This is a genomic window from Agathobaculum butyriciproducens (genome assembly GCA_003096535.1).
GTDB lineage: Bacteria > Bacillota > Clostridia > Oscillospirales > Butyricicoccaceae > Agathobaculum > Agathobaculum butyriciproducens.
In genome coordinates this window covers 13,609-40,247 of the sequence record QEKJ01000015.1, presented here as the reverse complement: position 1 = coordinate 40,247, position 26,639 = coordinate 13,609, and the positions used below count along the sequence as shown (strand labels likewise).

Below are 26,639 nucleotides of genomic sequence, written 5' to 3'. Positions count from 1 at the left end.
CGATGGCAAAGCGCAAACGGGACATTCAGCTCAAATTCCGCGTCACGCCGCAGGAACGGGAAATGATTGAAACGAAGATGGCTCAGTTCGGCACCACCAACATGGCCGCGTATCTCCGCAAGATGGCGATTGACGGATATGTGGTAAAGCTCGATCTTCCGGAGCTGCGGGAGCTGGTGTCCCTGCTTCGGTATTCCAGCAACAACCTCAACCAGCTTACCCGCCGCGCTCACGAAACAGGCCGCATCTATGAGGCCGATTTAGAGGACATTCAGCAAAGTCAGGAACGGATATGGACGGCGGCAGAGAAAATTGTTTCCTCGCTGGCGGCGCTGAAATAAGTCGCAGGGGCGGCGGCCACTCCGCCGCCCCTTGCCCACATAAAAGCAAAAGCCCCGACGCAAAACAGCATCGGAGCTTCTACGGTTCCAGATTATTTTCATCGAACAGCGGCGAGGTGAAAAAGCTGCTCAGGTCGATCTCCAATCCCTGACAAAGCTCGTGGATGATCCGCAGCTTCATAGACGGGTATGCGCAGTTCACAAGATTACCGATGGTGGACTTCGGTACGCCGCTTCTCATATAAAGCTGATACTGCGTCATGCCACGCTCCTGCATCAGCTCAACCAAACGCCTGCTGACGGCTTCATTCAACTGCAAGTACCACACCTCCCGTCCCTGTAACTGTACCAACATTATATTTCCCATCTGGAGAAAATTAGTTCAGGTAGCTGTACTAAAGAAGGATTATGTGATATGGTTAGATGTCGGGTAGACAGCAAAAGCTATTCGTGGGACTTTGCCGCATCCTTGCAAAACACCAATAGGCAAAGTATTCTAATATCAGAAAAGAAATTTGACCGCTTGGAAAGGAGCTGCGGAACGTATGCTGACAAACGAAATTGTGCTGAAGGTATTTTCTGACTACCTCAACCGCGATACGGATTTTGAAGTTGTCCTGACCAGCAGAGGCTACACGGTCATGGGTTTTGACAACCACCGTCAGGACTGGAACACCGTGGACTATTGCCCTACGCCCGAAGCGCTGCGGGATTCTTTGTTAAACGCCTATGAGAGCTTCCGCGAGCTGGAGATCACGGGCGGTGATCGTGATTTGACCGAAAAGGAAGAAGCAAAGCTTGCCAAAGAGCGTGATGCGCTGACCGCACTTTGTGAAAAGGAGGCCGCAAAATGTTCATCCTGAAAATTCTCTTTGCGCCGCTGTCGCTTATCCTGTCCCTGTTCGTTTGGCTGTGCGCGGGGCTGCTGTCCTGTTCCGGCTTCGTGTTCAAGCTGGCAAGCGGACTGCTCTCCCTGCTGGCTTTCGCCGTGCTGATTACCTACTCCGTAAAGAACGGCATCATCCTCCTTGTGCTGGCGTTTCTGATCAGCCCGATGGGACTTCCGATGCTGGCTGTGCAGGGACTTGGCAAGCTGCAAGACGTGAACTCTGCCATGAAAAACTTCATTCATAGTTAAAGTGCAAGCCGGGGCGAACGCCTCGGCTTGCTTTTCTAAAATCCCTGTTTACTTTCTTGCTAATCTCGGATATAATATTAGCAAGAAGGAAGTGATAACATGACCGCCTACGACCGGCTTGATCTGCTTTTTCAGCAAAACAATGGGATCGTCAAAACCGCGCAGGTTTTGGAAATCGGTATTGCCAAGTCCACGTTTTACGCCTACGCTAAGCAGCGCGGCGTGGAGCAGGCAGCGCACGGCGTTTATGTTTCGCCCGACGCATGGACGGACGCCATGTACCTGCTGCACCTTCGCTGTGCGCAGGCCGTATTCTCCCATGAAAGCGCATTGTTTTTCCATGACCTGACCGACCGGGAGCCGAGTCCGTATTCCATCACGGTCAAGACTGGCTACAATCCCGCCAGTCTGCAAGCGGATGGCATCAAGGTCTACACCATCAAGAAAGAATTGCATGACGTGGGGATCGTCACGATGAACACGCCGTTCGGGAATCCCGTTCCTGTCTATGATATGGAGCGTACCATCTGCGATCTGATCCGCAGCCGCAGCGGGATCGAGACGCAGACCTTTCAGGATGCACTCAAGCAATACGCAAAACGAAAAGACAAGAACTTACGGAAACTGATGCGCTATGCGCAGATGTTCCGTGTTGAAAAACTGCTTCGGCAGTATTTGGAGGTACTCTTATGATTAAGACTGCACGGCAGCTCAAAGACCTGATCCGCAATCTCTCCAAGGACAAAGCCGCAGATGCACAGATTCTGATGCGCAATTACATGATGGAGCGCTTTCTGGAGCGCATTTCTCTTTCGGAGTACCGGGACAAGTTCATTCTCAAGGGCGGGATGCTGGTGGCTGCCATGGTCGGCCTTGACGCCCGCTCCACAATGGACATTGACGCAACCGTAAAGGGTGCGACGGTCGGCATCGAGGAAGTAGAGAATATGATCGCCTCCATCATCTCCGTTCCGGTGGACGATGGCGTGGAGTTCCGTGTGAAGCGCATTTCCGAGATCATGGACGAAGCCGAGTATCCGGGCATCCGCATCAGCATGGAAACGGAGTTTGACGGCGTAATAACGCCGCTCAAAACCGACATTTCCACCGGTGACGCTATCACGCCCCGCGAAGTGCGGTACAGCTTCAAGCTGATGCTGGAGGATCGCTCCATTGAGATTTGGGCGTACAATCTGGAAACCGTTCTGGCCGAAAAGCTGGAAACCGTCGTGTCCCGCGCCACCACCAACACCCGCATGAGAGATTTCTATGATCTGCACATTCTGAGCCGGCTCCACGGACAGAGTATCGTTCCTGCTGATCTCCGGGCGGCGCTCATTGCAACGGCCAAGAAACGCGGTACAGAGAAGTATCTTGCCGACGCGCCTGCGGCCTTTGATGAAGTCGAGGCCGACTCAAATATGGAAAAGCTGTGGCGGGCTTATCAGAAGAAGTTCTCCTATGCTGCCGACCTGTCGTGGCATACGGTCGTGGAATCCATCCGCAGTCTATATAGATTAGCGCGGGCTGAATAATATGGGAAACAGTAATAAGGTCTGCCCGAACTGCGGCAGAAAAATGAAGCAGCAGTTCATTGGCTTGCAGCATTGCAAATGCGGCATAAGCTGGAAAAAGGACGAGGGCTTTTTTGAGCGCACACCTGATATGATCTTTGCTCTGGAGCGGCGAACCATTGGAGGAAAGGTGAAACAGGTTCCGGTTATCCGCTATCAATCCAACCAATAAAGAACAGAACGGTCTGCTGCGGCAGGCCGTTTTCCCATTTTGGAGGTGAACACCCATGGCAACCACGCGCCTGATGCCTCTCCACACCGGCAAAGGCCGCACGGTGGGACAGGCCATCAGCGCCATCATCGACTACACCGAAAATCCGCAAAAGACGGACGGCGGCAGGCTGATTACGAGCTGGCAATGCGACAGCCGGATCGCCGACGCCGAGTTTCTTTTCACCAAGAATCAGTACATCCAAAAGACCGGCAGAGTGCGCGGCGAGGATGATGTGATTGCCTACCATCTGCGGCAGTCCTTTGTCCCCGGAGAGATCACACCGGAGGACGCGAACCGTTTGGGCTGTGAGCTGGCCAAGCGCTTCACCAAGGGCAATCACGCCTATATCGTCTGCACCCATATCGACAAAGCCCATATTCACAATCATGTGATCTGGAACTCCACCGCACTCAGCCAGACCCGGAAATTCAGAAACTTTTGGGGTAGCAGCCGCGCCGTGCGGCGGCTCAACGATACCATCTGCATCGAGAACGGCTACTCCATCGTGGAGAATCCGAAGCGCCACGGCAAGAGCTACAACAAGTGGCTGGGTGACAAAAAGAAGCCCTCCCACCGGGAGCGAATCTGCGCGGCCATTGACGATGCGTTGGCGCAAAAGCCCGACAGCTTTGAAGCGCTACTGGAGCTGCTGCGGCAGGCCGGGTATGAGGTCAAGGACAAAAAAGTCCCATCCCTGCTGGGCGGCGAACAGAAAAAGTCCATTCGCATGGATACCCTCGGTGACGGCTATACTCCCGCAGATCTCCGCACGGTGATTGCAGGTGAAAAGGCGCATACGCCGAGAAAGAACGCCGCCGTGCCGGTCAAACCGGAAAAGCGCAGCGGGAATCTGCTGGTGGACATTCAGGCCAAATTACGTGCGGGCAAGGGTGCCGGTTATGCGCGTTGGGCGACGTTATTTAACCTGAAACAGATGGCGCAGACGGTGGCCTATCTGCAAGACCATGAGCTGTTAGATTACGCCATTCTCTCGGAGAAAGCGGCGGCAGCATCCGCTCACTTTAACGAGCTTTCCGCAAGAATCAAGGCTGCGGAAACACGCATGGCTGAGATCGCTGTGCTGCGGGAGCATATCGTGGGTTATGCCAAGACCCGCGACACCTACGTTGCCTATCGCAAGGCCGGGTACTCCAAGAAATTTCTTGCGGAGCATGAAAGTGAGGTCACGATCCACAAGGCCGCAAAGAACTATTTTGATGGGCTTGGCCTCAAGAAGCTGCCCACCATTAAGGCGCTGAATACCGAGTACGCCGAGCTGCTGGCGGAAAAGAAAGCCGCCTATGCCGACTACCGAAAAGCCCGCGAGAAAATGAAAGAGCTGTTGACGGCCAAGGCCAATATCGACCGTATTCTGGAGCTGGACAAGGAGCAGGAGGAATCGAATGAACGACGGGAACAAGAGGCGGAGCAGCGCTGAGCTGATCCCTCTCTTTTTCAGCGCTGTTCTGCTGGATATAATTCCTATCCACTACTGCCACAACTTATACAGTGTCATGTACAGTGTGAAGTCCGTGTTACATTTTCCACGCAGCAGTCTGCGGAGGCTCCGCGATGAAGCGGCGGTAAATGCCGTCCTGTTCCGCAGCCCTTCATGCTACCCCCCGCGAGGAGCTTACCACGCAGGACGGCCTTGATAAGCGCTTTACCGAGATTCACTGTCAAGTTGAAGGCTAGAAGCTGTAAACACTCGCATAATAAAGGCTCGTATCAACCAAATCGCTGATACGAGCCTTTTTCATGTTAACACGCTTTTTCGTCAATGATTACTTCTTGCAATCCTTCGATATTCGATGGGCAAAATGCCCGTACTTTTCTTGAACAGCTCCGCAAACCGGCTGGAGGTGGTATAGCCGATCATCTGTGCAATCTGCCCCATGGTGAAATCTGTATCAATGAGCAGATGCTCTGCCTGACTCATTCTTCGCCCTTGAATATACTGCGTGACGCTGCATCCGAACTGCCGCTTGAAGCAGCTTTTCAGCTTGCTTTCGCTCATGCAGGCGATATTTGCAAGCCGTTCTAACGGAATGTCAAACGCATAGTGATCCGCAATATAGCTGGTCACATTCTGTAAGCCTTCTGCGTCCTCCGCCGATAGGGGTCTTTCTCGTTTCTGACTCTGTTTTTTCCACGCATCCACCACCAGAGAAATGGCTTCCGTCACCTTGGCGTCAAAAAACAGCGATGCCGCCATCCCGCTGCCGCGATAATTCTCCACTTCAAAGAGAAGTTTGGACATGGCCGGAAAGTCTGTTGCCTGATCTACGCTCTGAAACGCAGCGGGCAGATTAAAATAATCGTCCGGATACTGCTTTTTCAGAAAGTCCTCATAATAGGCCGGAAGAATTTCAATTCCCACGGAATGAACAGGGATACGTTTATGAATCAGCGCACGGTAGCGATAGTTCCCGCCTACAATGGTCTGAATGTCGCCTGCCGAAAGTCTTCGGTATGGACTCAGTTCTTCGCCGGAAATAGAATCATAGCGCAAAATGCTGATGCACTCCGGGATCTCCATATCCAGCTCAAAGTCCTCGTGGAAAAAGAAATCATGAATTTTGATGTCATACAGGTCTTGCTTTCCGTAGACCCAGTAATAACCTCCGCCTACTTCTGGTTCAATTTTCCAGCATTGTCCCGCAGGACTGAATTTCTCCGGACATGGAATCGGGAGAAAGTTATTCCGTTCCAGAAGCGGTCGGTAGTATTCTGACAAAATATCGTTTTTCATATTGCTCCTTGCAACGAACAGGCAATTCTTTGCAACGATTAGCCAGAAGCGCCTGCCGGTGATTGAAAGAATTGCTGTGGTATGATAGCCTATACTTCGGTTAGCGTGCTCTAACCGAAGTATAGCAAACGGCGGCGCATCCGTCAAGCAGACTATCATTGCAAAGGAGTTTTTAATCATGCAAACCATTCAGAAAAAAGGTCTTACGGTAAAGGATCTTGTCACCATTGGTATCTTTTCCGCACTCTTTCTCGTGTTCGCTCTGGTCGGCGGCATATTCTTCGCCCCCAACCCTGTCCTGACCTTTTATATGCCGGTGGGCAGCGCATTGCTGTGCGGCCCTGTCTATCTCCTCATGCTGGCCAAGGTTCAGAAGCGCTGGGCAGCGACGATTCTGGGTGCAATTATGTGCATCATCTGGTTCGTGACCGGGATGCACTGGGCCATGGCGCTGGGTTATCTGATCATGGGCATCGTTGCCGACCTCGTTGCAGGAGCGGGTCGGTATAGGAGCAAGAAGATCAACTCGCTTTCCTACATTCTCCTTTCCCTCGGCGGCACGGCCTCCTATCTTGTGTTCTTCGCTGACCCGGATGGCTGGGCAAAAACCATGCTCGGCAACGGCACGGAGCAGTCGTATATCGACACCATGCGCAATACCGGCACAACGTGGATTCTCGTTATCATGCTGGCAGGAACGATTCTGGCCGCCGCAGTCAGCGCTTTTATCGGCTGCAAAATGATGAAAAAGCAATTTGAAAAAGCCGGTATCACCAAATGAAGCTGCATCTTGACCCACGCACAAAACTGTTTCTTATCCTGCTCTGCGTCCTGAGCGCCATGTTTGCGCCGAATCTGTATTTTCAGTTTGCACTGGTGACGCTCATCGGTCTGCTGGCGGCATTCAGCGGAAAATGGCAGTATGCACTGCGCGGCATGATTGCCTATGCGCTCATCTGCGTATTTACCGTTTGGTGCATGGGTGTGCTGACAGGCACCTGGCGGACGATGCTCATAGCGTTTCTCGGTTTGGTACATAAGGTCTATGCCTGCGGGATGCTGGCGGGACTTGTGATCTCCACCACCAAGGTGGGGGAATTTCTCTCCGCGATGGCGCACCTGCACATTCCGAAAAAGCTGACCATTCCCATCGCTGTCATGCTGCGGTATCTACCGACCATCCGGGAGGACTGGCATTATATCAAGGACGCCATGCGCCTTCGGGATGCATCGCCGACACCTTGGGGCTTTCTGAAGGCCCCGGCTATGACAATAAACTGTATCTATGTGCCGCTGCTAACAGCGGCCAGCAAGACGGCGGACGAGCTGTCCATCGCCTCTGTGACCCGAGGCATCGAAAATCCGAAGCCGAGAACCTGCCTTGTAAAAATTCAAATGAGGTCAGCGGACTTTCTGACAATGGTGTTTTTTGCGGCGTTTCTTGCCGCTGAGATCGTGTGGAAGGCGGTGGGCATATGATCGAAATGCAGAATGTGTCGTTTTCCTACCCTGACAGCGCAGATGGCGGACTCAAAAATATAAACCTCACCATCCCGGATGAGCAGTGCGTGCTGCTCTGCGGACGGAGCGGCTGCGGGAAAACCACATTAACGCGGCTCATCAACGGCCTGATCCCGCAGTTTTTCGCAGGAGAGTTGACGGGCAAGGTACTGTTGGACGGTGAGAATCTGTTTGATCTTCCTATGTACCGCATCGCGGAAAAGGTCGGCAGCGTATTTCAGAACCCTCGGACACAGTTCTTCAATGTGGACACCGACAGTGAAATCGCATTCGGCATGGAAAACGAGGCTGTGCCGCAGGAACAGATGGGACAACGTGTGGTGGAAACAGCCAAGGCACTCCGTATCGAAAACCTGTTGGGCCGCAATATCTTTGCTCTCTCCGGCGGGGAGAAGCAGAAAATTGCCTTTGCTTCCGTCTATGCGATGAATCCGCAGATCTATCTGTTGGACGAACCGTCCTCCAATCTGGACATGGCAGCGATTCATGATCTGCGGGCGCATCTGCGTCTTATCAAGTCACAGGGAAAAACGATTGTTGTTGCGGAACATCGGCTCTACTATCTGATGGATGTAGCTGACCGCATCGTTTATCTTGATAACGGACATATTGCCGGGGATTGGACACCGGAACAGTTCCGTTTGCTGTCTACTGAAAAGCGGCAGAGTATGGGGCTACGGGCGCTCGACCTGCAAGACGAAAAGCCAATATGTGCAGCCGTGCCAAAACAGCCGCCGGTGTTGGAACTTCAAAATGTGTCGCTGGCTTATAAAAAGCAGCCCGTGCTGCGCAATCTCTCCTTACAGGCTGCGCCCGGAGATATCATTGCCATTGTCGGACACAACGGCGCGGGGAAAACCACCTTTTCCCGTGCGCTCTGCGGTCTGCACAAGGAAACGTCCGGCTCATATCTGTGGAATGGAAATCCGCAGAAGCCGAAGGAGCGCATGAAGAGTTCCTATATGGTCATGCAGGATGTGAACTATCAACTCTTTGCTGAAAGCGTGGAAGCAGAGTGTACTTTTGGCATTAAGCATCCAGACGCAACGCTTGCGGAAACCACATTGAAAGAATTAGGACTTGCTCCATTTCGGGCGCGCCATCCGAATACGCTTTCAGGTGGGCAGAAGCAGCGGCTCGCGGCGGCGACGTCAATGGTCTGCGGGAAGGATCTGCTGGTATTTGATGAGCCAACCAGCGGCTTGGATTTCGACAGCATGGTGCGGCTGGCGGCACTGATTCAGAGACTCTCCAAACTTGGGAAGATTATTTTTATCGTGACCCACGATTATGAGTTCGTTTGTCGTACCTGCAAAAGAGTGCTGCATTTGGACGATGGCCGGATACAGGATAATCTACCTGTGACGGAAGAATCGATTCCAATGATAAAGGAAATTTTCGATGTGAGGCGAACGAAGTGAAAGAGAAAAAAAGCACATTCGGCTGGATTTTCAGCTTCGCCGGACAGAAGAAGTCCGGCTATATTGCTAGTGTGATCTTGGCTGTCATCGGTGCTGCGTTTCAGATTCTGCCGTTCTTTGTGATGGCGCAGGTCATCGGCAAGCTGCTGGCCGGAAACAAAGACCTTGCAGGCTATTTGATCGATTGTGCGTTGATGGCGGCGTTCTGGCTTTTGCGTGTACTGTTCCACTCGCTGTCTACGGCGCAGTCCCACAAGGCAACTTTCGCCGTGCTGGGAAATATCCGAAAGCAGGGGCTTGCGAAGCTGGCCAAAATGCCGCTGGGGGATGTGCAGGCCAAAGGCTCCGGCGAACTGAAAAACATCCTCGTCGAGCGGGTGGACAGCATCGAACCGACGCTGGCGCACGCCATTCCGGAGATGAGCAGCAATGCCGCAGTCGCCTTGGCAACCTTGATTTATCTCTTTGTCATCGACTGGCGTATGGCGCTTGCTTCACTCATTACTTTTCCGCTCGGTATGGTGTTCTTTATGCTGATGATGGCCGGATACGAGAAGAATTACGCCCGAACCGTTGCGGCCACCAACACCCTGAACGATACAGCGGTGGAATACATCGGCGGCATCGAGGTCATCAAGGCGTTCGGAAAAGCAAAAAACAGCTATGAAAAGTTCGTCATTGCTGCAAAAGAGTGTGCCCAAAGCTACATCGATTGGATGAACAAGAGCAACTTCTACTTCACCTTTGCCATGAACATCATGCCCGCGACACTCCTGAGCGTGCTGCCCATCGGCGGGCTGCTGCTGAAAAACGGGACGCTGACGCCGGAGAAATTCGTTCTCATTGTGATTCTCTCCATGGGGCTTATCACGCCCATCATCGGCTGCATGAAGTTCACCGATGATCTGGCCAAGGTTGGCACGATCATCTCTCAGGTGACGGACATTCTAACCGCCCCGGAGCTGTCTCGCCCCGAAACGGACACAGAATCGCCGCAGGGCAGCACCGTGGAGCTGCGTGACGTTCACTTTGGCTACAATGACGCCGAGGTGCTGCACGGCATTGACCTGGTCTTCCCCGAAGGAACGGTCAACGCGCTGGTCGGTCCCTCCGGCAGCGGCAAATCCACCATTGCCAAGCTCATCGCCTCCTTCTGGGATGTGGGCAGCGGCAGCATCACCGTGGGCGGCGCGGACATCCGCAGCATTTCCGCAGAGCATTACAACAAGCTCGTTGCTTATGTGTCGCAGGATAACTTCCTGTTTGACAACACCGTGCGAGAAAATATCCGCATGGGCAGACCCGATGCGACGGACGCCGAGGTGGAACAGGCGGCACGCGATTGCGGCTGCTATGATTTCATCATGAGTTTGGAAAACGGATTTAACACGCAGGTCGGCAGCGGCGGCGGACACCTCTCCGGCGGCGAAAAGCAGCGAATCTCCATTGCCCGCGCCATGCTAAAAAACGCACCTATCGTCATTCTGGACGAAGCGACCGCCTACACCGACCCGGAGAACGAAGCCATCATTCAGGAGAGCGTGGCACGACTCGTGCGAGGCAAGACGCTGATTGTCATTGCCCACCGGCTTTCCACCATCGTGGATGCCGACCAGATCGTCGTGGTGAATGACGGCTGCATTGAGGCTACAGGGACACAGGCAGAATTGCTGCAAGCCTGTCCGTTATATGAAACTCTTTGGAACGCGCATATTGCATCCCGTGACAGCGCAGAAGGAGGTGCGGACCGTGCTTGAGATTTTGAGAAAGTTCTTCCGCTTCTGTGATGAACGGGAGCGCAGCGAGTTTTACCGCTCCATCGTTCTTGGCGTATTGGCGGCGCTGTTTTCAGCGCTGAAAATTCCGGCCATCGGCGTAATGCTGCAAGCAATTTTGGTGGAAGGCGTGACCGCAAAAACGATTTTGCTTTCGTTGGCTGTCATGCTGATATCCGTCATCGGCTCATCGATCCTCAAATACCGCGCCACCGCCTTGCAGACGGACGGCGGCTATTCCACCACAGCAAACAAGCGCGTACAGATTGCCGAGCATCTGCGCTATCTGCCCATGGGCTATTTCAACGAGAACAGTCTCGGCGCTATCACCTCCGTCACCACCAACACCATGGATAACCTCTCCGGCGTGTCCACCCGCGTGGTCATGCTCGTCACGGAAGGCATCTTCTCCACGGCAGTGATGACGCTGGCGGTGTTCCTGTTCGACTGGCGTGTCGGACTGTTCATTATTGCCGGTCTTGCCGTCTACTACGCCGTGAATCACGCATTGCAGATCAGATCCGAGCAAACGACCCGCCGCAAATTTGCCGGAGACACGGCAGTGGTGGAGCAGGTGCTGGAGTTTATCAAGGGAATTGCCGAAGTGAAGTCTTACTCCCTGATCGGCCGGTACAACCGCAGGCTGGAAGACACCATCGAGGAAAATGTGAATGCCAACACAGACATGGAGCTGAAGCTTCTGCCGCTGATGCTGACACAGAATGTCGTTGCCAAGCTCATTGATATGGGTGTCGTGGTGCTGTCGCTTATTCTCTATACCGGCGGCAGAATGGAACTATTAAACTGCGTCATGCTCTGCATCTGCTCCTTCCTGCTCACGGAAGGGCTGGAACAAGCCGGCACACAGTCCAGCCTTTTGCGGGTGGTGGATACCTGCGTGGATCAGGCAGCGGACATTCTGGATCTGCCCGCCATGGATATTTCCGGCGCGGAACTTACGCCGGAGCACCATGATCTTCATGCAGATCACATTACGTTTTCCTATGGCGAAAAGCAGATCATCCACGGAGTCACGCTGGACATTCCGGAGCGGACAACAACGGCCATCGTCGGGCCTTCCGGCGGCGGCAAGACCACGCTCTGCCATTTGCTCTCCCGCTTCTGGGATGTGGATGCCGGACAGGTCACGCTGGGCGGCCACGATGTGCGCGAGTACGACATGGACAGCTTGATGCGGAATTTCAGCTTCGTGTTTCAGAATGTGTATCTATTCCACGACACGATCGCCAACAACATCTGCTTCGGCCAGCCGGATGCGCCGATAGAGCAGGTCATCGCAGCGGCGAAAAAAGCCCGCTGCCATGACTTCATTATGAAACTGCCGCAAGGGTATGATACGGTGATCGGCGAAGCAGGCGGCTCCCTTTCCGGGGGCGAACGCCAGCGGCTCTCCATCGCCCGCGCTATGATGAAGGACGCCCCGATTGTTATTCTGGACGAAGCCACAGCCAATGTGGACCCGGAGAACGAGCAGGAGCTGATGGAGGCTATTCAAAAACTGACGCAGGAGAAAACCGTCATCATGATCGCCCATCGCTTGAAAACCGTCCGCCACGCAGATCAGATCCTTGTGGTGGACAAGGGAAGAATCGTTCAGCGCGGCACACACGATGAACTGATGAAACAGGACGGCATCTACCGCCGCTTTATCAGCGGGCGTGAGCAGGCGGTGGGATGGAAACTGTCTCATATATAGCGATTTACAAAATCGCGTAGCCGATGGATTTATCCGTCGTTTCAGAACACAATTTTGTGTTCTGCGGGGATTGGGGCAGCGCCCCAACAAGCATGAAACAGGCGGATTCCGTGTGAACGGAATCCGCCTGTTTTCGCAAAGTGGGTACCGCTTTGCATTGCTTGCCGGTTTCTATCTCCCGTTCGTAGCTCCAACTGAAATCACGGTGCATCACTTCAGCTTATCTGCGCTCATGCACAGGTCTATGTACCGTTGCGACTCTTCTTCACCCTTTCCTGCAAAGTAATCAAGAACGCACTTGGCAACGGTCTGCGGCGCTCTATCGTGGAACACGATTCCATCCAGACTGATGTCCATTTCTTCTGAGATCAGCGCAACCGTTTCAAATTTCGGATTGCTCTTGCACTTTTCAATCTCAATGACAGTTCGGGTACACATATTAAGCCGTTCCGCTAATTCGCGCTGCGTGATCTTTTTCTGCTCCCGCTTTTCGCGAAGCTTTTGGGCGAACAGGTCAAGAAAGTTCATTGTAAATCACCTCTACTACATTGTAGAGTGAGCCTCAATTCACTTAAATACACATGAAGCTCACATTGAATGAGCCGCAAATCACATTCAGCGAGTTGGAGGTAATTTTATGATGTCACGGATGAACAGGAGATACTGCTAAGGCCGCTCGCGGTCATGTAAAAAAGCATAAGCACCGATTAGCCGTCCACTTCAAAAAGCACGCGGCTATCCCCCAGACGAGCTGCACTCACGAAAGCGAGTTGCAGCTCTCTTTTTATGCGGTTTGGTTCATCTGTGATTTAGCCCCTCCCGGTACAGTATTCGTTACTCATGTTTTCACTCGCACGCAAGGCGCTCGTTCAGGTCATCATGCCTGTTCGAGCGCCTTTTTACGTTTTCCTGTCGGCTGTCGTTCTCCGCCGGTGTTGGTCTAGTTCACCACCCACCCAACACCGAAACGGAGGACATATTATGTTTAACAGAAAGAGCAGCTATGCGCTGAACAAGAAAGACCCCAACGCTATCGTTTACATGGATGCCAACGAAGCCATCATCCGCCTGACCCGCGAGGACTTTGCCAGCGAGGAAGAATTTCTGAAATGGAAGTCCCTGTCGGATGCAGACTATCATGCTTCCGAGAAAGAGGATCATGTCTACGCTAATCATACCCTTGCACTGGATGAGCTTTCCGAGGAAGCAGCATCTATTCCCGCTGCGGATGTCTGCATGGAGCAGGCGCATGACCGGGTGGCGGAAATCCGCCGTAGCACCCAAAAGGTTACGCAAATCAGGAAGCACCTGACGGACACTCAGTTCCGCAGGATGTGGATGTATTTCGTGGATGGAATGACGATTGACGAGATTGGAAAAGTCGAAGGCGTGTCGCATCAGGCTATTTCTCTCAACATTACAGCAGCAATCAGAAAAATCAAAAAATATTTCTGAGGTTTTTCCAAAACACCTTGCAAAAGTGGCCCAAAATCGGCGATAGGTGAAGGGACATTCTCCACGAAGCCTTTCGTTGAACGTTGAAAACTGAATAGACCATGATGCAGGCACAAAACCCGCGTGATAGCGGCATAAGGCGCGCCGCCAAGACGGTGGCTTGTTCGGAATACTTCCGGACAAGCCATCCGAGCGATCTACGCAGCCTTAGACCCGATTCGGCAAATCGGGCGCGATGACAGCGCGGTGGATAATGAAACTTGCTCACGCCCTCCCACAGACTTGAGGGGGAACCCTGCGGTATGCGCCAGCCCTTTGAGGCAGCGGTATCGTGGAGTTATGACAGCCCTGCCAAGGGCGGCCTGCATCATGCCCACTATCCGGGGCGCGTGGCAAATAAGATAGTTCTTCTCAAATGGACAAGCAGAGCGGCTGCGCCGGTATTCGCCATTATGTTATGTGGCTTCAATTCTGCCCGCGCAGCCGCCTCTCAAAGTCAGATACCATGCACTGACGGTTCCCTGTCAGTGCATTCATGTGACCTTGAGAAAACCCACCAAACTGAGAAAGGAGATTGCCATGATGCAGCCGACACCGAACGAATCCCACGTCCCCACGGATGAGCTGGTGGACATCCGGGAAGTATCTGTTGACAAAAATCTTCCCAAGGAAGAACGCATTGCCGCCTTTATCCGCCAGATCAAAAACCCCTACCGCTTCCGCTGCGGCGATTTCGTGGTAAACGCCTGCTTTGCCGGGAACGGTGTTACGTTAGAGGAATGTCTGCAAGGCATTTTGCGCTGAGCGACATCCTCGCTTTTTTCCGCAGGGAGTGCTATGATCGGTGTGGAAAAGGATGAAAACCTAATAGCCAGATAACCACTCTTTTCATGCGGGAGCAGTCCGGGAGAAAGGAGTGCTTTTTCATGCCTAAATACAAAGCTACCGCTTACATCCGCCTGTCCTATACCGACGATCATTCCAGCGAAAGCGACAGCGTTTCCAATCAGCGCAAGCTCATTGAAAACTTTGTAGAGCGCAACCCGGATATTGAGGTTGTTTCCGAAAAGATCGACGATGGATACAGCGGCATCATCTTTGACCGTCCCGCATTCAAGGAAATGATGCAGGATGTCACCGACGGCAACATCAACTGCGTCATTGTAAAAGACCTCTCCCGGCTGGGACGTGAGTACATTGAAACCGGCCGGTATCTGCGCCGGGTATTCCCGGCCTACGGGGTGCGTTTCATCGCTATCACCGACAGCATCGACACCGCCCACGACAGCGGCGATGATCTGACCGTATCGGTCAAGAACATTATGAACGAAGCCTACTGCCGGGACATTTCCATCAAGACCCGTTCCTCTCTGGACGTGAAGCGGCGCAACGGTGATTTCGTCGGCGCGTTCCCGGTGTACGGCTACATGAAAGCCGAGGACAACAAGAATTTGCTCGTCCCTGACCCCTACGCCTCCCGCGTTGTCTGCGACATCTTCCGTATGCGGCTGGAGGGCGCAAGCGCCTCCAAGATCGCATCGGAGCTGAACCGGCTTGGCATTCTCTCTCCGCTGGCATACAAGAAGAACAACGGCCTGCCCTATGCGAAAAAGGGCTATGCGGACAAGGCCGACTGCAAGTGGTCGGCAACCACCATCATCCGCATCTTGCAGGACGAAACCTATACCGGAACACTGGTGCAGGGCAAACAGGGTACGCCACACTATAAGATCAAGCAGATGGAGCAGCGCCCTGCCTCCGAGTGGGTGCGTGTCCCGGATGCCCACGAAGCATTGATCGCCCGTCAGGATTTTGAGCTGGTGCAGCGCATCAAGGGGCTGGATACCCGGACTTCTCCCAACGAGGACACGGTGTACCTGTTCTCCGGTATTCTGATCTGCGGGTGCTGCGGAAGCCGCATGACCCGCAAGACCAACCGTGCAAACGGCAAGGAGTACCACTACTATTATTGTCCCACCGGCAAGAAAAAGGGCTGCGCCCATCCGGTCATGCTGAAAGAAAGCAGCCTGATCGACTGTGTGCGGGACAGCCTGAAAGCCTATATCGGCAATATTGCTTCGCTGGAGGCGCTGCTGACCGGCATTGACCAGTCCAGCATCAATCAGGCGCTTGCCAAGGAATACAGCGACTACATTACCGACAACGAGCGCCGGTTGGAGCAGGTGCTGGAGTTCAAGGCACGGCTTTATGAGAGCCTTGTGGGAGGTATGCTTACCAAGGAAGAATACGCTTCCTATAAGGCAAAGTACACCAAGCAGGCCGAGGACATTCGCGAGAGTGTCCGCGTTCTCAAGGAAAAACTCACGGAGATTTTGGAAAACCGGAGTGAGCGCAACCGCTGGATTTCACAGTTTACGCAGTTCTCCACGCTGGAAACCTTAGACCGCAGGGCGCTCATTCACATGGTACAGAGCATCCGCGTCCGTGGCAAAAAGGAGCTGGATATTACCTTTACCCATGAGGACGAATACAAAAAGGCGTTGCGGCTTCTGGCGCTGGCAGCGCAGCAGAAAGATTACGAACAGAGAAAGGTGGGCTGAGCATGGCGAGAAAAAGCAGGAAAGAAACGGCTGCGGTAGCCGTGCAAGAGGCCGACGCCGCTTGCCGCGCCGCGATCTACGTCCGCCTTTCGGTGGAGGATACCCACACGCACAGCGTATCCATTGAAACCCAGCAGATGATTATTGCCCGCTATCTGGAGCAGTACCCGGAGATCAGCGTGTACGATACCTACATCGACAACGGTGCGACCGGGACAAACTTCCACCGTCCAGGCTTTCAGCAGATGCTATCAGATATTGAGGCCGGTCACGTCAACTGCGTCATTGTGAAAGACCTCTCGCGTTTGGGGCGGAACACCATCGACACCGGCTACTACATTGAGCAGTATTTCCGTATCCGCAGCGTCCGCTTCATTGCGGTCAATGAAAACTTCGACACCGCCAACCCGGAAGATGCCCATTCCGGTATCATCATCCCACTGCGGAACATGATAAACGAAGCCTACGCTTTGGACATTGGGCGCAAGATCAGGGCGCAGCAGCGGCAGGCCATGAAGGACGGCAAGTTCATCGGCGCGCGTACTCCCTACGGCTACCTGAAAGCCAAGGACGATTGCCACCAGCTTATCATCGACCCCGTTGCCGCCGTCGTGGTGCAGCGGATGTTCCGTTGGGCTTCTGAGGGCGCTGGCCTCAATACCATCGCCGTGCGGCTGAACGAGGCTGGCATCCTCACCCCCAGCCACTACAAGAAGATGCAGGGCAAGATCACCCATGAAAATTTGCTTGGCAGCGGCAAGTGGCAGACCCGAACGGTCGGCGTTATTCTCCGCTCCGAGGTCTACACCGGAGATCTCGTTCAAGGACAGACCAAAACCGTGGATCACCGGCAGGTCAAGTCCGATGCCGAGGAATGGACGGCGGTACGGGACACCCACGAGGCCATCATCAGCCGGGAACAGTTCGCGGCGGTGCAGGAAATTCTCAATCAGACCGCCAGCCGCGCCAAGGCGCGGGAGGTCAAAGCCTTCACGCCGAATCTTCTCAAAGGCAAGGTGTTCTGCGCCCATTGCGGCGGCAGCCTGCATCGGCAGAGAAACATCCGCAAGAAGTCTGACGATGTGTACTTCTACCATTGTCTGAGCAGGAGCCGAATCCGCAAGGATGCCTGCCCCGGCGTGACCATCCGCGAGGATATGCTGCTGGATATGCTGGCAGATATGCTTCAGGACGCGCTTGATACGGCGCTGGGGCAATACACCCTCTCCCTTGCGGAGCTGCCCCAGCAGGCCGCTGACCGCGCTGAGCTGCGGGAGAAGATCACCAGCCGCAAGCAGGAAATCCAGCGGCTTCGCGGTATCGTGCGGAGCTTATATGAAAACCTCGTCCAAGGTGTTCTCACCAAGGATGAATACTTCGACTACAAGGAGAAGTACGAAAGCCGCATTGCCGACCTCGCCGTGGAAATGGAGCAGTTGGAGGACGGCCTGCGAACGATGGATACGCAGATTGAGCAGCACCGGGCGCTGGAGCAGGATGCCGCACAAATTAAGACCGACCGGACGCTGACCGGCGTACTCATTGACCGTCTGATTGACCGCATCGAGGTATCCCACGACAAGCAGATCACGGTGCGCTATCGCTTCCAGAGCGAGTTTGAAACCTATGCGGAGGTGCTGGAACAATGCAGAAATATGTGATCGCCCTCTACATCCGCCTCTCCATCGAGGACTACAAGTACGACAGCCTGAGCATTGAAAATCAGAGCCTTGTTCTCCATGAATATGCGGCATCCATGCCCGAAACCATGAACGCGGAGATCACGGAGTTCATCGACAACGGGTACAGCGGTACGAACTTCGAGCGTCCGCAGGTACAGAGGCTCATTGAGCTGGTGCGGGCCAATCAGATCGACTGCATCATCGTCAAGGACTTTTCCCGCTTTGGGCGCAACAGCATTGAAACCGGCTACTTCATCGAGCGTGTGTTCCCGCTGTTCCATACCCGCTTCATTTCCATCAGCGACGATTTTGACAGCAGCAAATTCAAGGGCGACACCGGCGGCATGGACGTGGCGTTCAAGTATCTCATCAGCGAGTATTACAGCCGCGATATGTCCATCAAAACCAAGAGTGCCAAGTACGCCAAGATGCAGCGCGGTGAGTATCAGAGCAAGATTTGTCCCTACGGCTACCGCAAAAGTGCCGATGGCAGAATGGAGCCTGACCCGGAGGCCGCTACCGTTGTGCAGCTCATTTTCAGCCTCTCCGCAGGTGGCATGAACGCCGCTGCCATCACGCGGGAGCTTTTCCGGCGCGGTATTCCGACACCCGGAGAATACAAGGCGGCGCACGGCAATCACACCCATGATATTTCCCGCTGCCACGGGATTTGGAGTACATCTACCATTCTCCGCATTTTGGCTGACGAACGCTACACCGGCGTATATGTAATCGGCAAGCGGGCGGTTCTCGAAGTAGGCGGCACCAGAAGCCGCCTGAAGGACAGAGAATCGTGGTACATCATCCCCGACCACCACCCGGCCATCGTTGAGAAAGCCGTGTTTGATACCGCGCAGGCCAGTCAGCTCCGCTTTTCCCAGCCCAACAAGAAGAAGCGGGACTACCCGCTGAAAGGCAAAGCCTTCTGTGGCTGCTGCGGTCATGCGCTGTCCCGCACCATGCAGAAAACCTCATATTATCACTGCCGCCATTCCGAGGCGGACGTAGAAAGCCGCTGCCACAAGATGCGTCTGAACGCCGCAGAGCTGGAACAAGCGGTATTCCTGACGCTGAAAAAGCAGATGGAAGCCGCCACACCGCTTGCCCCGGACGGTTCGCTCCGGGTGGATACCTCCGTACCGGAACGCGCCGAATATGAGCAGCAGATCGAGGCGTTGCAAGACGGTAAGCGCGCCTTGTATGAACGCTATCTCATGGGTGAGATTGACCTGAACACCTACAAGGCGGAAAAGGCCGCGTGTGACGAGCTGCTTTTGAAAACGAAAAATGCCTATGCCGCAGTATTGGCACAGGCGAAGCAAAAGCAGGACGAACAGGCGCGGCAGGACAGCCGCAAGGAAGCGTCCAAGGCGATTTTCGATGCGGACACGCTGACCACCGAGCTGGCCGAGCTGCTGATCGACAGGGTGCTGGTGTACCCCGACAAGCGCATTGAGATCGCATACAAAATCCAGGACATTTTTGATTGAGGTGGCAGTCATGAAAATCGCTTTCTATTGCAGAGTGGGCGGACAGAGCTTCGGTTTTGTCCTCCCCGATGAAGCTGACAAGCTCCGCGAGTTTTTCGCCGAGCATCAGGATAAGCCTGCGCTTGAGAATCCATCAAGCGCAAGCTAAAAATTTTTGTCATGTGCTTGACATACGGGTGGCGCAAATCGTGAAAGCGGATATGCGGCATATCCAAATCTTCAAGCAGCTTTCCAAACTGGGAAGATACCCACGACGCGGAGATAGGGGAACCGTCCGGCTTCGCTACAACAAGGTCATTGTCATAGTAAGGCTTTCCGTCCTTTTCTGCCTGTTCGCGCTGCGCTTCCTGCATAGCAAACTGTTTGAGAAAGAACGGGCGGGCAAGCTCTGTGATAGGCAGCTTTCGCCCGTTGGATTTCGGCGGTGCCATTTCCTCAATGACTTTTGTTTTTGGCGGTACCTTAAAGGGTAGCTGCTCGGAAACGTCAAAGGTGTTGTTTTCCAAATCCACATTGCGCCAACGCAAGCCCAGGATTTCAGAACGGCGCATACCGTAAAGCCCGCCTAAGATAACGGGCATTTCCCAAACGGTACCCTCGACGCGCTGCATAAGGGCTTTTACCTGTTCCGGCGTGTACGGGTCGGGGGTCTTGTCGCTCTTTCCAAACTTCGTAAGCGTGTCCTTTGCTGCGTTTGTTTCGATATAGCGGTATTTCCGGGCATGGCTCAACGCCACGCTCAAAACACGCTTTGCCCCGGCTGCGGTGGACGGTTTCAAGCCTTTGCCAATAATCTGCTGAAACATTTTGTCTACCATAGCGGGGGTAAGCTGATTAAGGGCAACGCCGCCGATATATGGCGTGATGTAGTTTGCAATCGTTCTTTTGTACCCGTCGTAAGTAGAGGGGCGCAAGTTCACTCTTGCATAGCTTTCTACCCATTCATTCAGATAGCTTGCAACGGTCTGTTTCCGCTGTGAAGCGATAGACGCAATCTGTCCCGGATTATGGAGCTTTGCTTTCATCTCTGCTTCATGCTGCGTTGCTTCCTTTTTTGTTGGAAAGCCCTTTTTTGAATAGGTTTTCTTTTCCCCATTCGGGGCGGTGTACTTTATATTCACGTCGTAAACTGTACCCGGCCGCCCGGTCAGTACGCCGTTGCTGTCGCGTTTATTCTTAACCTGCCTTGTTGATATAGCCATAGCTTAACCTCCCTGTCGTGCCGGGGGCTTCGCTGTCGTCTTTGCCCTGTGGTACCAGTCCCAGATTGCAGCGTCAGCTATCAAACGACGGTTTCCATTTTGTATATATTCAAGCTCGCCACTATCCATAAGCTCGCGCAGTTTATTTTCCCCGATACCGCTAATCTTGCTCATTTGCTCAACGGTCTTTAACATAGGGAATACAGGGATAGCGGGGCTTGCTGTTTCCTTTTTTGCCATAGGAAAATACCCCCTTTCATAAATGGCTAAAAAGTCAAGTTACAAAAAGTGGGCTTTAACCGGGCGGCTGTTAGCACAACCTCGCGGGAATTGCACCCCTGCTCATTTAAGGCAGCTTTACCCATTGCCTGCGACGCTCTGAACGCTCGGACTGTGGCTGTAAAGGCTTATCTCCCCTCAATGCGTGTTGTCGCCCGCAAGCTGCTAACTTGCTTCCCGTCGCGGTGTTTCTCGCTCGGCTTTTCCCGATAGAGGAATAGCGTCATGGCGCACCCTCCGTATGGCTCGGCGCAAAAAGGACGTACCCGGTTTGCCCTATACTGCGTCGCCGTTATCTTGCGTCGCTTTCTTTGTCAAGGAACATACGGGGCTGCTGCGGATTGATACGAAACGGAAAAGGGGTTAAGACGTTTCGGTATCGGTGCAGTTATTCAACCCTAAATGTGAGGATTGCCCTCATTAGTCTTGCTTGCAGCCGTTGGCGAATATCCTCGTCAACGCCAAAATAGACGTTTCCGCGCTCGTCGCAGAGCTTCCGCATGGAAAGGCTCGCTATGTAACCACTAAAATGCTGCAAGACAATTTTCATAGCGTCCGGGTCGCCCTTTGTCGCTGCCACAATGACAGGATAGGGAACAAGGGCAACGTCCGGGAAGTCAGATTGTTTACCATTCGTCCCATTCATCAGCGTGTTCCTCCAAATATTTCTTCAAGATTTCAAAAGAGCTTGTCCGTCTGTACTGTATCGTGCTGCGCGACGTATTGAATAACTTTCCAATCTCCACGTCGGTCATGCCCTCGAAATAGTACAGCATGATAGCTTTCCTTTTTTCTTCCGGCAAAGTGCGGATTGCTTCAAGCAGCAGCTTCGGCGTGATTTTCTTTCCTGCCTGCTGATAGCTCGGCTCGGCTTCTTCGTCTTGAAAATACTTATCAAGCGTATAAAGCTGTCGTTCCTCATGCAAGGCAAGGTCGGAAAACGACACTTCCTTTGCTCTGCGACGCCGGATTTCCTCGTGGGCGTTGCAGGCTTCGTTGTGCAGCACCCGTTTACAGAAACTTTGAAAGATACATTGCTTCTGAAATTCCACGCGATTAGGTTCCATGTTCTCACCTCCTTTCGTGTTGAAAGGTGGCGGTACCTCCCCTTTTCGCGGGATAATACAGGCGATTTTTTCAAACGCCGAATGAAAGCGAAACTTTTTTGAAAAAACCTCCCGAAAATGCAAAATGCGCCTGTCTGCAAGATGCAGACAAGCGCAAAGGAATTGTAAGCGGTATTTAGATGATTTGACAGTTCATATATGAGGGTAGAAGTGTTCCCGGCGGTGGTCGGGCTTTTTTTGATATGTCAATGACCGTCGGATTTTGTCGATAGGGTATGTGCTTCATGGCGGCTACCTCCTTTAGCCGCCGCTTTTAACAGTGATACCGCGTCATTTCATTAGAAGATAAAAAGAAACGGCGGCTTTGATTTTTCAAAGCTGCTGCGGAAATCAAAGAACGACAAGCAACAGTTCTGATTTTGCTCCAATATGGTTATTAGGGGCACAAATTAAAATCAAAAAAGAGCCGATAACAGCAGTATTTCAAACTGCATATTATCGGCTCTGCGTCTGTGCGTCTGGCTCTTTTAATTAAATTATTTCTGTTGTTTTTTGGCTTTATTATATGTATTAGCTAACTGTCCACAAGCTGCTTTAATCTCTCTACCATGAGAAACTCTCATGGTAACTTCAAGTCCTGTTTGCTCTAATTGATGTTTGAACGCAACCATTTCTTGTTTTTGTGGTGCTCTAATTTTTGAATTACTCGTCGGGTTGTATTGCAGCACGTTAATCATAACATTTTTGCCCTTAAACCATTTTGCAAGTTGCCTTATATCTGAGGAACGGTCATTTATACCTGGTAAAAGCAAATACGCAAATACCACTTTTCGATTATGCCTTTGAGAATAGGACAATGCTTGCTTAACAACATCTTCAATAGCGTACATGTGCATATGAGGAATGATACAGTTTCTCGCAGCCTGTGTTGCTGCATGTAAAGATATTGTCAACTGAATTTTTAGATGTTCTTCGCGCAATTTTTTTAATTGATTAACTGGACCAACTGTTGATACGGTAATGCCGTCGGTTGGAAAGTTAAGTCCATTTCTATCTCGAAGAATATGGATTGCTGCAATCAAGTTGTCGTAATTGAATAAAGGTTCTCCCATTCCCATAAAAACGATACGATTTACTTTTTGACGTATCAATACAACCTGCTGCACAATTTCAGACGGTGTTAGATTACGAACAAAACCATTGCGTCCGGACTCGCAAAAAATACAGCCAACAGAACAACCAACTTGCGTACTTACGCAAACAGTCCCACCATCTCGCCGTTTAATAAAAACCGTTTCAATATACCTGTTATCTTTCAATTCATAAACATACTTTTCAGTATCGCTACTTTTATAGACTTTTTTTGTTGATATTGATAGATTTTCTTTGTGAAATGGCTGTTTATACAATTCCGTATATAAGGCTCTTGCTTTATCCTCTCCAATTACTTCCGACATTTCTTTGTAAGTAAATCCGTATGGGTCATTCAATATTTCCGTAGGTGTACTTTTAGGTAAGTGTTTCATTTAAATATCCTTCCTTTTCAAAATTAAAAAGTTTGTTTTTCAGAGTTTTTGATTATGATTTCTAGTTTTTCAACATCAACGATATGCGTTAATTTACATTTAGGGCAGAAAAGAGGAAAATTTCTTAATACCGTATTATAAAATACTTGAACCCTCGTCTTTCCGTTACAAATTGGACATTTTATCCAATATTTTTCAAGCATAATATTTCTCCTTTTGCGCAAAAAAATGCAGGTCAATTCTCAACATGAGCATTGACCTGCATTTATACATATAATACTACAACAAAATTAAGGCATAGTTTTTATACTATGTCTATACGTCGTTAGTTTTGTTGTATAGCATACGCAAAATAAGCATGACAAAAAAGCCCATATTGAAAATGGGAAAAATCTTTTTTGATTTCAATGCTTATCGAATACGCATGCTATGTAACATAAACATTCCCCCCCTTTTATATAATATTATATACAAAAGCAGCTTGTTGTCAACATATATATATATGAATTATTTTGGCTAACTGATAGAACTACGTAGACATATCCAAGAAGAAAGGGGAACAGTAAAATGTAATAGGGTGAATAACTATGGCAAAAAGACCAGTACCACGATACGACTTTAAGGCTTTTGGGGCAGCGATAAAGGCAGCGCGTGAGGGATGCAAGGAGAGCCGCAAGAAAGTAGGCGACGAAATGTTTATCTCGCCGCGCTACCTTGCGAACATTGAGAACAAGGGGCAGCACCCAAGTTTACAGATATTCTTTGAGCTGATACAGCGTTACCATATATCCGTAGACCAATTCCTTTTAGAAACGCCGCCGGAGAAGAACACGCAGCGGCGGCAGCTTGACGCGCTTCTTGACGGTATGAGCGATACAGGCATACGGATTGTAACCGCAACGGCAAAGGAGATTTCCGAAGTCGAAAAAGAGGGCGAATAGGAATGTCCGACTTAAAACTGAACAGGATTTAGAAAGCGTTGTAATCTTTTTTGAGGTTGCAGCGTTTTTCTTTTGCGTAAGTTTGGCAAAACGGGGCTTTCCGTTGTAGTAGGGAATAAGGAAAAACTTTCATAGCAAGCATAGGAAGCGGGTACCCACTTCCGTATTTTCGCCCTCCTGCGCTGCGGCGCGTCGGTTGAAAATGGCTTGTTGGGAAGTGTCCCAAACCCTCGGAATGGAAAGGAGCGAAAGCATGGACGGACGAAAAAGAACGGTACAAATCAAGTTTAGAGTAACAGAAGCGGAACGGGATTTAATTCTTGAAAAAATGAAGCTCGTCCCTACCCGGAACATGGAAGCCTATTTGCGGAAAATGGCAATCGACGGGTACATTATCCAAGTAGACCACACCGACATAAAAGCTATGACAGCGGAGATACAGAAAATCGGTGTCAACGTCAACCAGATTGCAAAGCGCGTGAACAGTACGGGCAGCGTTTATCAAGAGGACATAGAGGAAATTAAGGGGGTGCTTAATGAGATATGGCGGTTACAAAGATTAAGTCTATTAAAAGCACGTTGAACAAAGCCCTTGACTATATCCAAAATCCCGATAAGACGGACGGAAAAATGCTTGTGTCCTCCTTTGGGTGCAGTTATGAAACGGCAGACATTGAGTTTGAATATACCTTGTCGCAAGCTCTCCAAAAGGGGAACAATTTAGCCTTTCATCTGATACAGTCCTTTGAGCCGGGGGAAGTGGATTACGAAACCGCCCATAAAATCGGAAAGCAGCTTGCCGACGCGGTAACAAAAGGGCAGCATGAGTATGTATTGACGACGCATATTGACAAAGGGCACGTCCATAATCACATTATTTTCTGCGCGGTCAATTTTGTGGACCACCACAAATACAATTCCAATAAGCGCAGCTATTACGGCATACGGAACATGAGCGACAGGCTATGCCGGGAAAACGGCTTATCCGTCGTTATCCCGAAAAAGGGAAACAAGGGAAAGAGCTATGCAGAGTATCAAGCAGAAAAAACGGGAACCAGTTGGAAAGGCAAGCTGAAAATCGCCGTTGACGCACTCATTCCCCAAGTGTCCAGTTTTGAGGAATTGTTACAACGGCTGCAAGCTGCGGGCTATGAGATAAAGCCGGGAAAATATGTGTCCTGCCGCGCTCCCGGACAGGAACGCTTTACCCGTCTTAAAACCCTCGGCGCAGACTATACAGAGGAAGCCATAAGGGAACGCATAGAGGGCAAACGCGCCCGCGCTGCGAAAGCTCCCCGCGCAGATCGCGGCAGCGTTAGCCTGCTGATTGACATTGAAAACAGTATCAAGGCGGCGCAGAGCAAAGGCTATGAACACTGGGCGAAAATCCACAATCTGAAACAGGCGGCTAAGACCATGAATTTCTTGACGGAAAATAAAATTGAACAGTACGCGGATTTAGTCAGCCGGATTGAGGAAGTAACAGCGGAAAGCGAACAGACCGCCGACGCATTAAAGAGCGTTGAAAAGCGGCTTGCGGATATGGCGGTGCTGATGAAGCACGTCGCCACCTACCAAAAGACAAAGCCTGTCTATGACGCATACCGCAAGGCAAAGAGCAAAGAGCGATACCGCGCCGGACATGAGCGCGATATTATCCTCCATGAAGCTGCGGCAAAGGCACTCAAAGCGGCGGGCATTACAAAGCTCCCCAATCCCGCCGCGCTGCAAAAAGAATATGAAGCACTCCAAGCGCAGAAAGAAGTCCTTTACGCCGATTATGGCAAACTGAAGAAGAAAGTCCGGGAATATGACGTTATCAAACAGAACATAGATAGCATTTTGCAGACAGGAAAGCAGCCGGAACGGGGCAAGGAAGCAGAGCGCGGATAAACAGACGCAAAAAAAGAACAGGACGCGGAAAGCCAGTAATGACCTCCCGCGCCCTGTCTTTTTGTGGGTGCTGATTTTGGTATGTTACGC

The 26,639-nt window shown here is 51.7% G+C and carries 29 protein-coding genes; 20 read left to right on the top strand and 9 right to left on the bottom strand.

Going from position 1 to position 26,639, the window contains the following annotated elements; all coding sequences use genetic code 11:
- Nucleotides 1-2 precede the first annotated feature (2 nt).
- Nucleotides 3-341, top strand: a complete 339-nt coding sequence (locus C7386_RS10325; protein ID WP_101069705.1) for a plasmid mobilization protein — start codon at nt 3-5, stop codon at nt 339-341.
- A 79-nt stretch (nt 342-420) separates the two neighbouring features.
- On the opposite strand, the gene C7386_RS10320 is transcribed toward C7386_RS10325, so the two are convergent.
- On the bottom strand, nt 421-669 hold the full coding sequence (locus tag C7386_RS10320) for a helix-turn-helix domain-containing protein (RefSeq protein WP_318261287.1): 249 nt from the start codon (nt 667-669) through the stop codon (nt 421-423).
- Nucleotides 670-886: 217 nt separating this feature from the next.
- Here C7386_RS10320 and C7386_RS10315 point away from each other — a divergent pair, with 217 nt between their 5' ends.
- The 6 genes from C7386_RS10315 (at nt 887) to C7386_RS10290 (ending at nt 4,705) form a co-directional block, all read left to right on the top strand.
- Nucleotides 887-1,204 carry a hypothetical protein gene (locus C7386_RS10315; RefSeq protein WP_182435317.1) on the top strand — a complete coding sequence of 106 codons (318 nt, stop codon included), beginning with the start codon at nt 887-889 and terminating at the stop codon, nt 1,202-1,204.
- Nucleotides 1,192-1,479, top strand: coding sequence for a CD1845 family protein (locus C7386_RS10310; RefSeq protein ID WP_007883164.1), 288 nt, complete (start codon nt 1,192-1,194; stop codon nt 1,477-1,479). Before C7386_RS10315 ends, C7386_RS10310 begins: the two co-directional genes overlap by 13 nt.
- Nucleotides 1,480-1,578: 99 nt before the next feature.
- Nucleotides 1,579-2,172, top strand: a complete 594-nt coding sequence (locus tag C7386_RS10305; protein WP_116705480.1) for a type IV toxin-antitoxin system AbiEi family antitoxin domain-containing protein — start codon at nt 1,579-1,581, stop codon at nt 2,170-2,172.
- Entirely contained in the window at nt 2,169-3,014 is an 846-nt protein-coding gene (locus C7386_RS10300; protein WP_116705479.1) for a nucleotidyl transferase AbiEii/AbiGii toxin family protein, read from the top strand. The genes C7386_RS10305 and C7386_RS10300 overlap by 4 nt, the downstream gene beginning before the upstream one ends.
- A 1-nt stretch (nt 3,015) precedes the next feature.
- Entirely contained in the window at nt 3,016-3,225 is a 210-nt protein-coding gene (locus C7386_RS10295) for a hypothetical protein (protein ID WP_116705478.1), read from the top strand.
- Nucleotides 3,226-3,280: 55 nt separating this feature from the next.
- Nucleotides 3,281-4,705 carry a relaxase/mobilization nuclease domain-containing protein gene (locus C7386_RS10290; RefSeq protein WP_116705477.1) on the top strand — a complete coding sequence of 475 codons (1,425 nt, stop codon included), beginning with the start codon at nt 3,281-3,283 and terminating at the stop codon, nt 4,703-4,705.
- A gap of 339 nt (nt 4,706-5,044) precedes the next feature.
- Here C7386_RS10290 and C7386_RS10285 read toward each other — a convergent pair whose 3' ends face one another.
- Entirely contained in the window at nt 5,045-6,208 is a 1,164-nt protein-coding gene (locus C7386_RS10285; RefSeq protein ID WP_437124097.1) for a helix-turn-helix transcriptional regulator, read from the bottom strand.
- Between C7386_RS10285 and C7386_RS10280 the strand changes: the two genes are divergently transcribed.
- From C7386_RS10280 to C7386_RS10260, 5 genes are read left to right on the top strand one after another with little or no spacing between them, the layout of a single operon-like run.
- Entirely contained in the window at nt 6,198-6,800 is a 603-nt protein-coding gene (locus C7386_RS10280; RefSeq protein WP_116705475.1) for an MptD family putative ECF transporter S component, read from the top strand. The two genes, C7386_RS10285 and C7386_RS10280, sit on opposite strands and share 11 nt — an antisense overlap.
- The gene (locus tag C7386_RS10275; RefSeq protein WP_116705474.1) at nt 6,797-7,498 is read left to right on the top strand and encodes an energy-coupling factor transporter transmembrane component T family protein; all 702 of its coding nucleotides are present in this window, start codon (nt 6,797-6,799) and stop codon (nt 7,496-7,498) included. Before C7386_RS10280 ends, C7386_RS10275 begins: the two co-directional genes overlap by 4 nt.
- Nucleotides 7,495-8,961 (top strand): ABC transporter ATP-binding protein, encoded by a 1,467-nt coding sequence (locus C7386_RS10270; protein WP_116705473.1) that lies wholly within the window; start codon nt 7,495-7,497, stop codon nt 8,959-8,961. The genes C7386_RS10275 and C7386_RS10270 overlap by 4 nt, the downstream gene beginning before the upstream one ends.
- Nucleotides 8,958-10,718: an ABC transporter ATP-binding protein gene (locus C7386_RS10265; RefSeq protein WP_116705472.1), complete on the top strand. Its 1,761-nt coding sequence runs from the start codon at nt 8,958-8,960 to the stop codon at nt 10,716-10,718. Before C7386_RS10270 ends, C7386_RS10265 begins: the two co-directional genes overlap by 4 nt.
- Entirely contained in the window at nt 10,711-12,453 is a 1,743-nt protein-coding gene (locus C7386_RS10260; RefSeq protein ID WP_116705471.1) for an ABC transporter ATP-binding protein, read from the top strand. Before C7386_RS10265 ends, C7386_RS10260 begins: the two co-directional genes overlap by 8 nt.
- Nucleotides 12,454-12,663: 210 nt before the next feature.
- Here the strand turns inward: C7386_RS10260 and C7386_RS10255 are convergent, their stop codons facing one another.
- Nucleotides 12,664-12,981 carry a helix-turn-helix domain-containing protein gene (locus C7386_RS10255; RefSeq protein WP_021633225.1) on the bottom strand — a complete coding sequence of 106 codons (318 nt, stop codon included), beginning with the start codon at nt 12,979-12,981 and terminating at the stop codon, nt 12,664-12,666.
- Nucleotides 12,982-13,434: 453 nt separating this feature from the next.
- Between C7386_RS10255 and C7386_RS10250 the strand changes: the two genes are divergently transcribed.
- The 5 genes from C7386_RS10250 (at nt 13,435) to C7386_RS10230 (ending at nt 19,641) form a co-directional block, all read left to right on the top strand.
- Nucleotides 13,435-13,908: a sigma-70 family RNA polymerase sigma factor gene (locus C7386_RS10250; protein ID WP_021633226.1), complete on the top strand. Its 474-nt coding sequence runs from the start codon at nt 13,435-13,437 to the stop codon at nt 13,906-13,908.
- Between the two features lie 579 nt (nt 13,909-14,487).
- Nucleotides 14,488-14,712 carry a DUF6870 family protein gene (locus tag C7386_RS10245; protein WP_437124096.1) on the top strand — a complete coding sequence of 75 codons (225 nt, stop codon included), beginning with the start codon at nt 14,488-14,490 and terminating at the stop codon, nt 14,710-14,712.
- A 122-nt stretch (nt 14,713-14,834) separates the two neighbouring features.
- Nucleotides 14,835-16,469 carry a recombinase family protein gene (locus C7386_RS10240; RefSeq protein ID WP_116705469.1) on the top strand — a complete coding sequence of 545 codons (1,635 nt, stop codon included), beginning with the start codon at nt 14,835-14,837 and terminating at the stop codon, nt 16,467-16,469.
- 2 nt (nt 16,470-16,471) lie between these two features.
- Nucleotides 16,472-18,130 carry a recombinase family protein gene (locus tag C7386_RS10235; protein WP_116705468.1) on the top strand — a complete coding sequence of 553 codons (1,659 nt, stop codon included), beginning with the start codon at nt 16,472-16,474 and terminating at the stop codon, nt 18,128-18,130.
- A complete protein-coding gene (locus tag C7386_RS10230) occupies nt 18,115-19,641 on the top strand; it encodes a recombinase family protein (RefSeq protein WP_116705467.1) in 1,527 nt (508 codons plus the stop codon). Before C7386_RS10235 ends, C7386_RS10230 begins: the two co-directional genes overlap by 16 nt.
- Before the next feature lie 8 nt (nt 19,642-19,649).
- Here the strand turns inward: C7386_RS10230 and C7386_RS10225 are convergent, their stop codons facing one another.
- From C7386_RS10225 to C7386_RS10200, 6 genes are all read right to left on the bottom strand, one after another.
- Nucleotides 19,650-20,843, bottom strand: a complete 1,194-nt coding sequence (locus C7386_RS10225) for an Arm DNA-binding domain-containing protein (RefSeq protein ID WP_116705466.1) — start codon at nt 20,841-20,843, stop codon at nt 19,650-19,652.
- A gap of 3 nt (nt 20,844-20,846) precedes the next feature.
- A complete protein-coding gene (locus C7386_RS10220; RefSeq protein ID WP_033120015.1) occupies nt 20,847-21,083 on the bottom strand; it encodes a helix-turn-helix domain-containing protein in 237 nt (78 codons plus the stop codon).
- 427 nt (nt 21,084-21,510) lie between these two features.
- On the bottom strand, nt 21,511-21,768 hold the full coding sequence (locus C7386_RS10215; RefSeq protein ID WP_033120016.1) for a helix-turn-helix domain-containing protein: 258 nt from the start codon (nt 21,766-21,768) through the stop codon (nt 21,511-21,513).
- Entirely contained in the window at nt 21,749-22,189 is a 441-nt protein-coding gene (locus C7386_RS10210) for an RNA polymerase sigma factor (RefSeq protein ID WP_033120017.1), read from the bottom strand. Before C7386_RS10210 ends, C7386_RS10215 begins: the two co-directional genes overlap by 20 nt.
- Nucleotides 22,190-22,725: 536 nt before the next feature.
- On the bottom strand, nt 22,726-23,715 hold the full coding sequence (gene rlmN / locus C7386_RS10205) for a 23S rRNA (adenine(2503)-C(2))-methyltransferase RlmN (RefSeq protein ID WP_002569187.1): 990 nt from the start codon (nt 23,713-23,715) through the stop codon (nt 22,726-22,728).
- Between the two features lie 23 nt (nt 23,716-23,738).
- Nucleotides 23,739-23,918, bottom strand: coding sequence for a cysteine-rich KTR domain-containing protein (locus tag C7386_RS10200; RefSeq protein ID WP_002588768.1), 180 nt, complete (start codon nt 23,916-23,918; stop codon nt 23,739-23,741).
- A gap of 384 nt (nt 23,919-24,302) precedes the next feature.
- On the opposite strand from C7386_RS10200, the gene C7386_RS10195 reads away from it, so the two are divergent.
- From C7386_RS10195 to C7386_RS10185, 3 genes are all read left to right on the top strand, one after another.
- Complete coding sequence (locus tag C7386_RS10195) at nt 24,303-24,656, top strand: helix-turn-helix transcriptional regulator (protein WP_002569186.1); 354 nt, start codon at nt 24,303-24,305, stop codon at nt 24,654-24,656.
- A 253-nt stretch (nt 24,657-24,909) separates the two neighbouring features.
- A complete protein-coding gene (locus tag C7386_RS10190; RefSeq protein WP_116705465.1) occupies nt 24,910-25,239 on the top strand; it encodes a plasmid mobilization protein in 330 nt (109 codons plus the stop codon).
- Nucleotides 25,200-26,549, top strand: coding sequence for a relaxase/mobilization nuclease domain-containing protein (locus C7386_RS10185; protein ID WP_116705464.1), 1,350 nt, complete (start codon nt 25,200-25,202; stop codon nt 26,547-26,549). The genes C7386_RS10190 and C7386_RS10185 overlap by 40 nt, the downstream gene beginning before the upstream one ends.
- The last annotated feature ends 90 nt before the right edge of the window (nt 26,550-26,639 follow it).

Coding starts and splice junctions, on each gene's coding strand:
- C7386_RS10215 (WP_033120016.1), bottom strand. CDS start 21,768: ATGAATGGGACGAATGGTAAACAATCTGACTTCCCGGACGTTGCCCTT.
- C7386_RS10200 (WP_002588768.1), bottom strand. CDS start 23,918: ATGCTTGAAAAATATTGGATAAAATGTCCAATTTGTAACGGAAAGACG.
- C7386_RS10230 (WP_116705467.1), top strand. CDS start 18,115: ATGCAGAAATATGTGATCGCCCTCTACATCCGCCTCTCCATCGAGGAC.
- C7386_RS10325 (WP_101069705.1), top strand. CDS start 3: ATGGCAAAGCGCAAACGGGACATTCAGCTCAAATTCCGCGTCACGCCG.
- C7386_RS10250 (WP_021633226.1), top strand. CDS start 13,435: ATGTTTAACAGAAAGAGCAGCTATGCGCTGAACAAGAAAGACCCCAAC.
- C7386_RS10255 (WP_021633225.1), bottom strand. CDS start 12,981: ATGAACTTTCTTGACCTGTTCGCCCAAAAGCTTCGCGAAAAGCGGGAG.
- C7386_RS10245 (WP_437124096.1), top strand. CDS start 14,488: ATGATGCAGCCGACACCGAACGAATCCCACGTCCCCACGGATGAGCTG.
- C7386_RS10190 (WP_116705465.1), top strand. CDS start 24,910: ATGGACGGACGAAAAAGAACGGTACAAATCAAGTTTAGAGTAACAGAA.
- C7386_RS10210 (WP_033120017.1), bottom strand. CDS start 22,189: ATGGAACCTAATCGCGTGGAATTTCAGAAGCAATGTATCTTTCAAAGT.
- C7386_RS10195 (WP_002569186.1), top strand. CDS start 24,303: ATGGCAAAAAGACCAGTACCACGATACGACTTTAAGGCTTTTGGGGCA.
- C7386_RS10185 (WP_116705464.1), top strand. CDS start 25,200: ATGGCGGTTACAAAGATTAAGTCTATTAAAAGCACGTTGAACAAAGCC.
- C7386_RS10305 (WP_116705480.1), top strand. CDS start 1,579: ATGACCGCCTACGACCGGCTTGATCTGCTTTTTCAGCAAAACAATGGG.
- C7386_RS10290 (WP_116705477.1), top strand. CDS start 3,281: ATGGCAACCACGCGCCTGATGCCTCTCCACACCGGCAAAGGCCGCACG.
- rlmN (WP_002569187.1), bottom strand. CDS start 23,715: ATGAAACACTTACCTAAAAGTACACCTACGGAAATATTGAATGACCCA.
- C7386_RS10300 (WP_116705479.1), top strand. CDS start 2,169: ATGATTAAGACTGCACGGCAGCTCAAAGACCTGATCCGCAATCTCTCC.
- C7386_RS10220 (WP_033120015.1), bottom strand. CDS start 21,083: ATGGCAAAAAAGGAAACAGCAAGCCCCGCTATCCCTGTATTCCCTATG.
- C7386_RS10285 (WP_437124097.1), bottom strand. CDS start 6,208: ATGGTTTGCATGATTAAAAACTCCTTTGCAATGATAGTCTGCTTGACG.
- C7386_RS10275 (WP_116705474.1), top strand. CDS start 6,797: ATGAAGCTGCATCTTGACCCACGCACAAAACTGTTTCTTATCCTGCTC.
- C7386_RS10270 (WP_116705473.1), top strand. CDS start 7,495: ATGATCGAAATGCAGAATGTGTCGTTTTCCTACCCTGACAGCGCAGAT.
- C7386_RS10295 (WP_116705478.1), top strand. CDS start 3,016: ATGGGAAACAGTAATAAGGTCTGCCCGAACTGCGGCAGAAAAATGAAG.
- C7386_RS10225 (WP_116705466.1), bottom strand. CDS start 20,843: ATGGCTATATCAACAAGGCAGGTTAAGAATAAACGCGACAGCAACGGC.
- C7386_RS10280 (WP_116705475.1), top strand. CDS start 6,198: ATGCAAACCATTCAGAAAAAAGGTCTTACGGTAAAGGATCTTGTCACC.
- C7386_RS10315 (WP_182435317.1), top strand. CDS start 887: ATGCTGACAAACGAAATTGTGCTGAAGGTATTTTCTGACTACCTCAAC.
- C7386_RS10235 (WP_116705468.1), top strand. CDS start 16,472: ATGGCGAGAAAAAGCAGGAAAGAAACGGCTGCGGTAGCCGTGCAAGAG.
- C7386_RS10310 (WP_007883164.1), top strand. CDS start 1,192: ATGTTCATCCTGAAAATTCTCTTTGCGCCGCTGTCGCTTATCCTGTCC.
- C7386_RS10240 (WP_116705469.1), top strand. CDS start 14,835: ATGCCTAAATACAAAGCTACCGCTTACATCCGCCTGTCCTATACCGAC.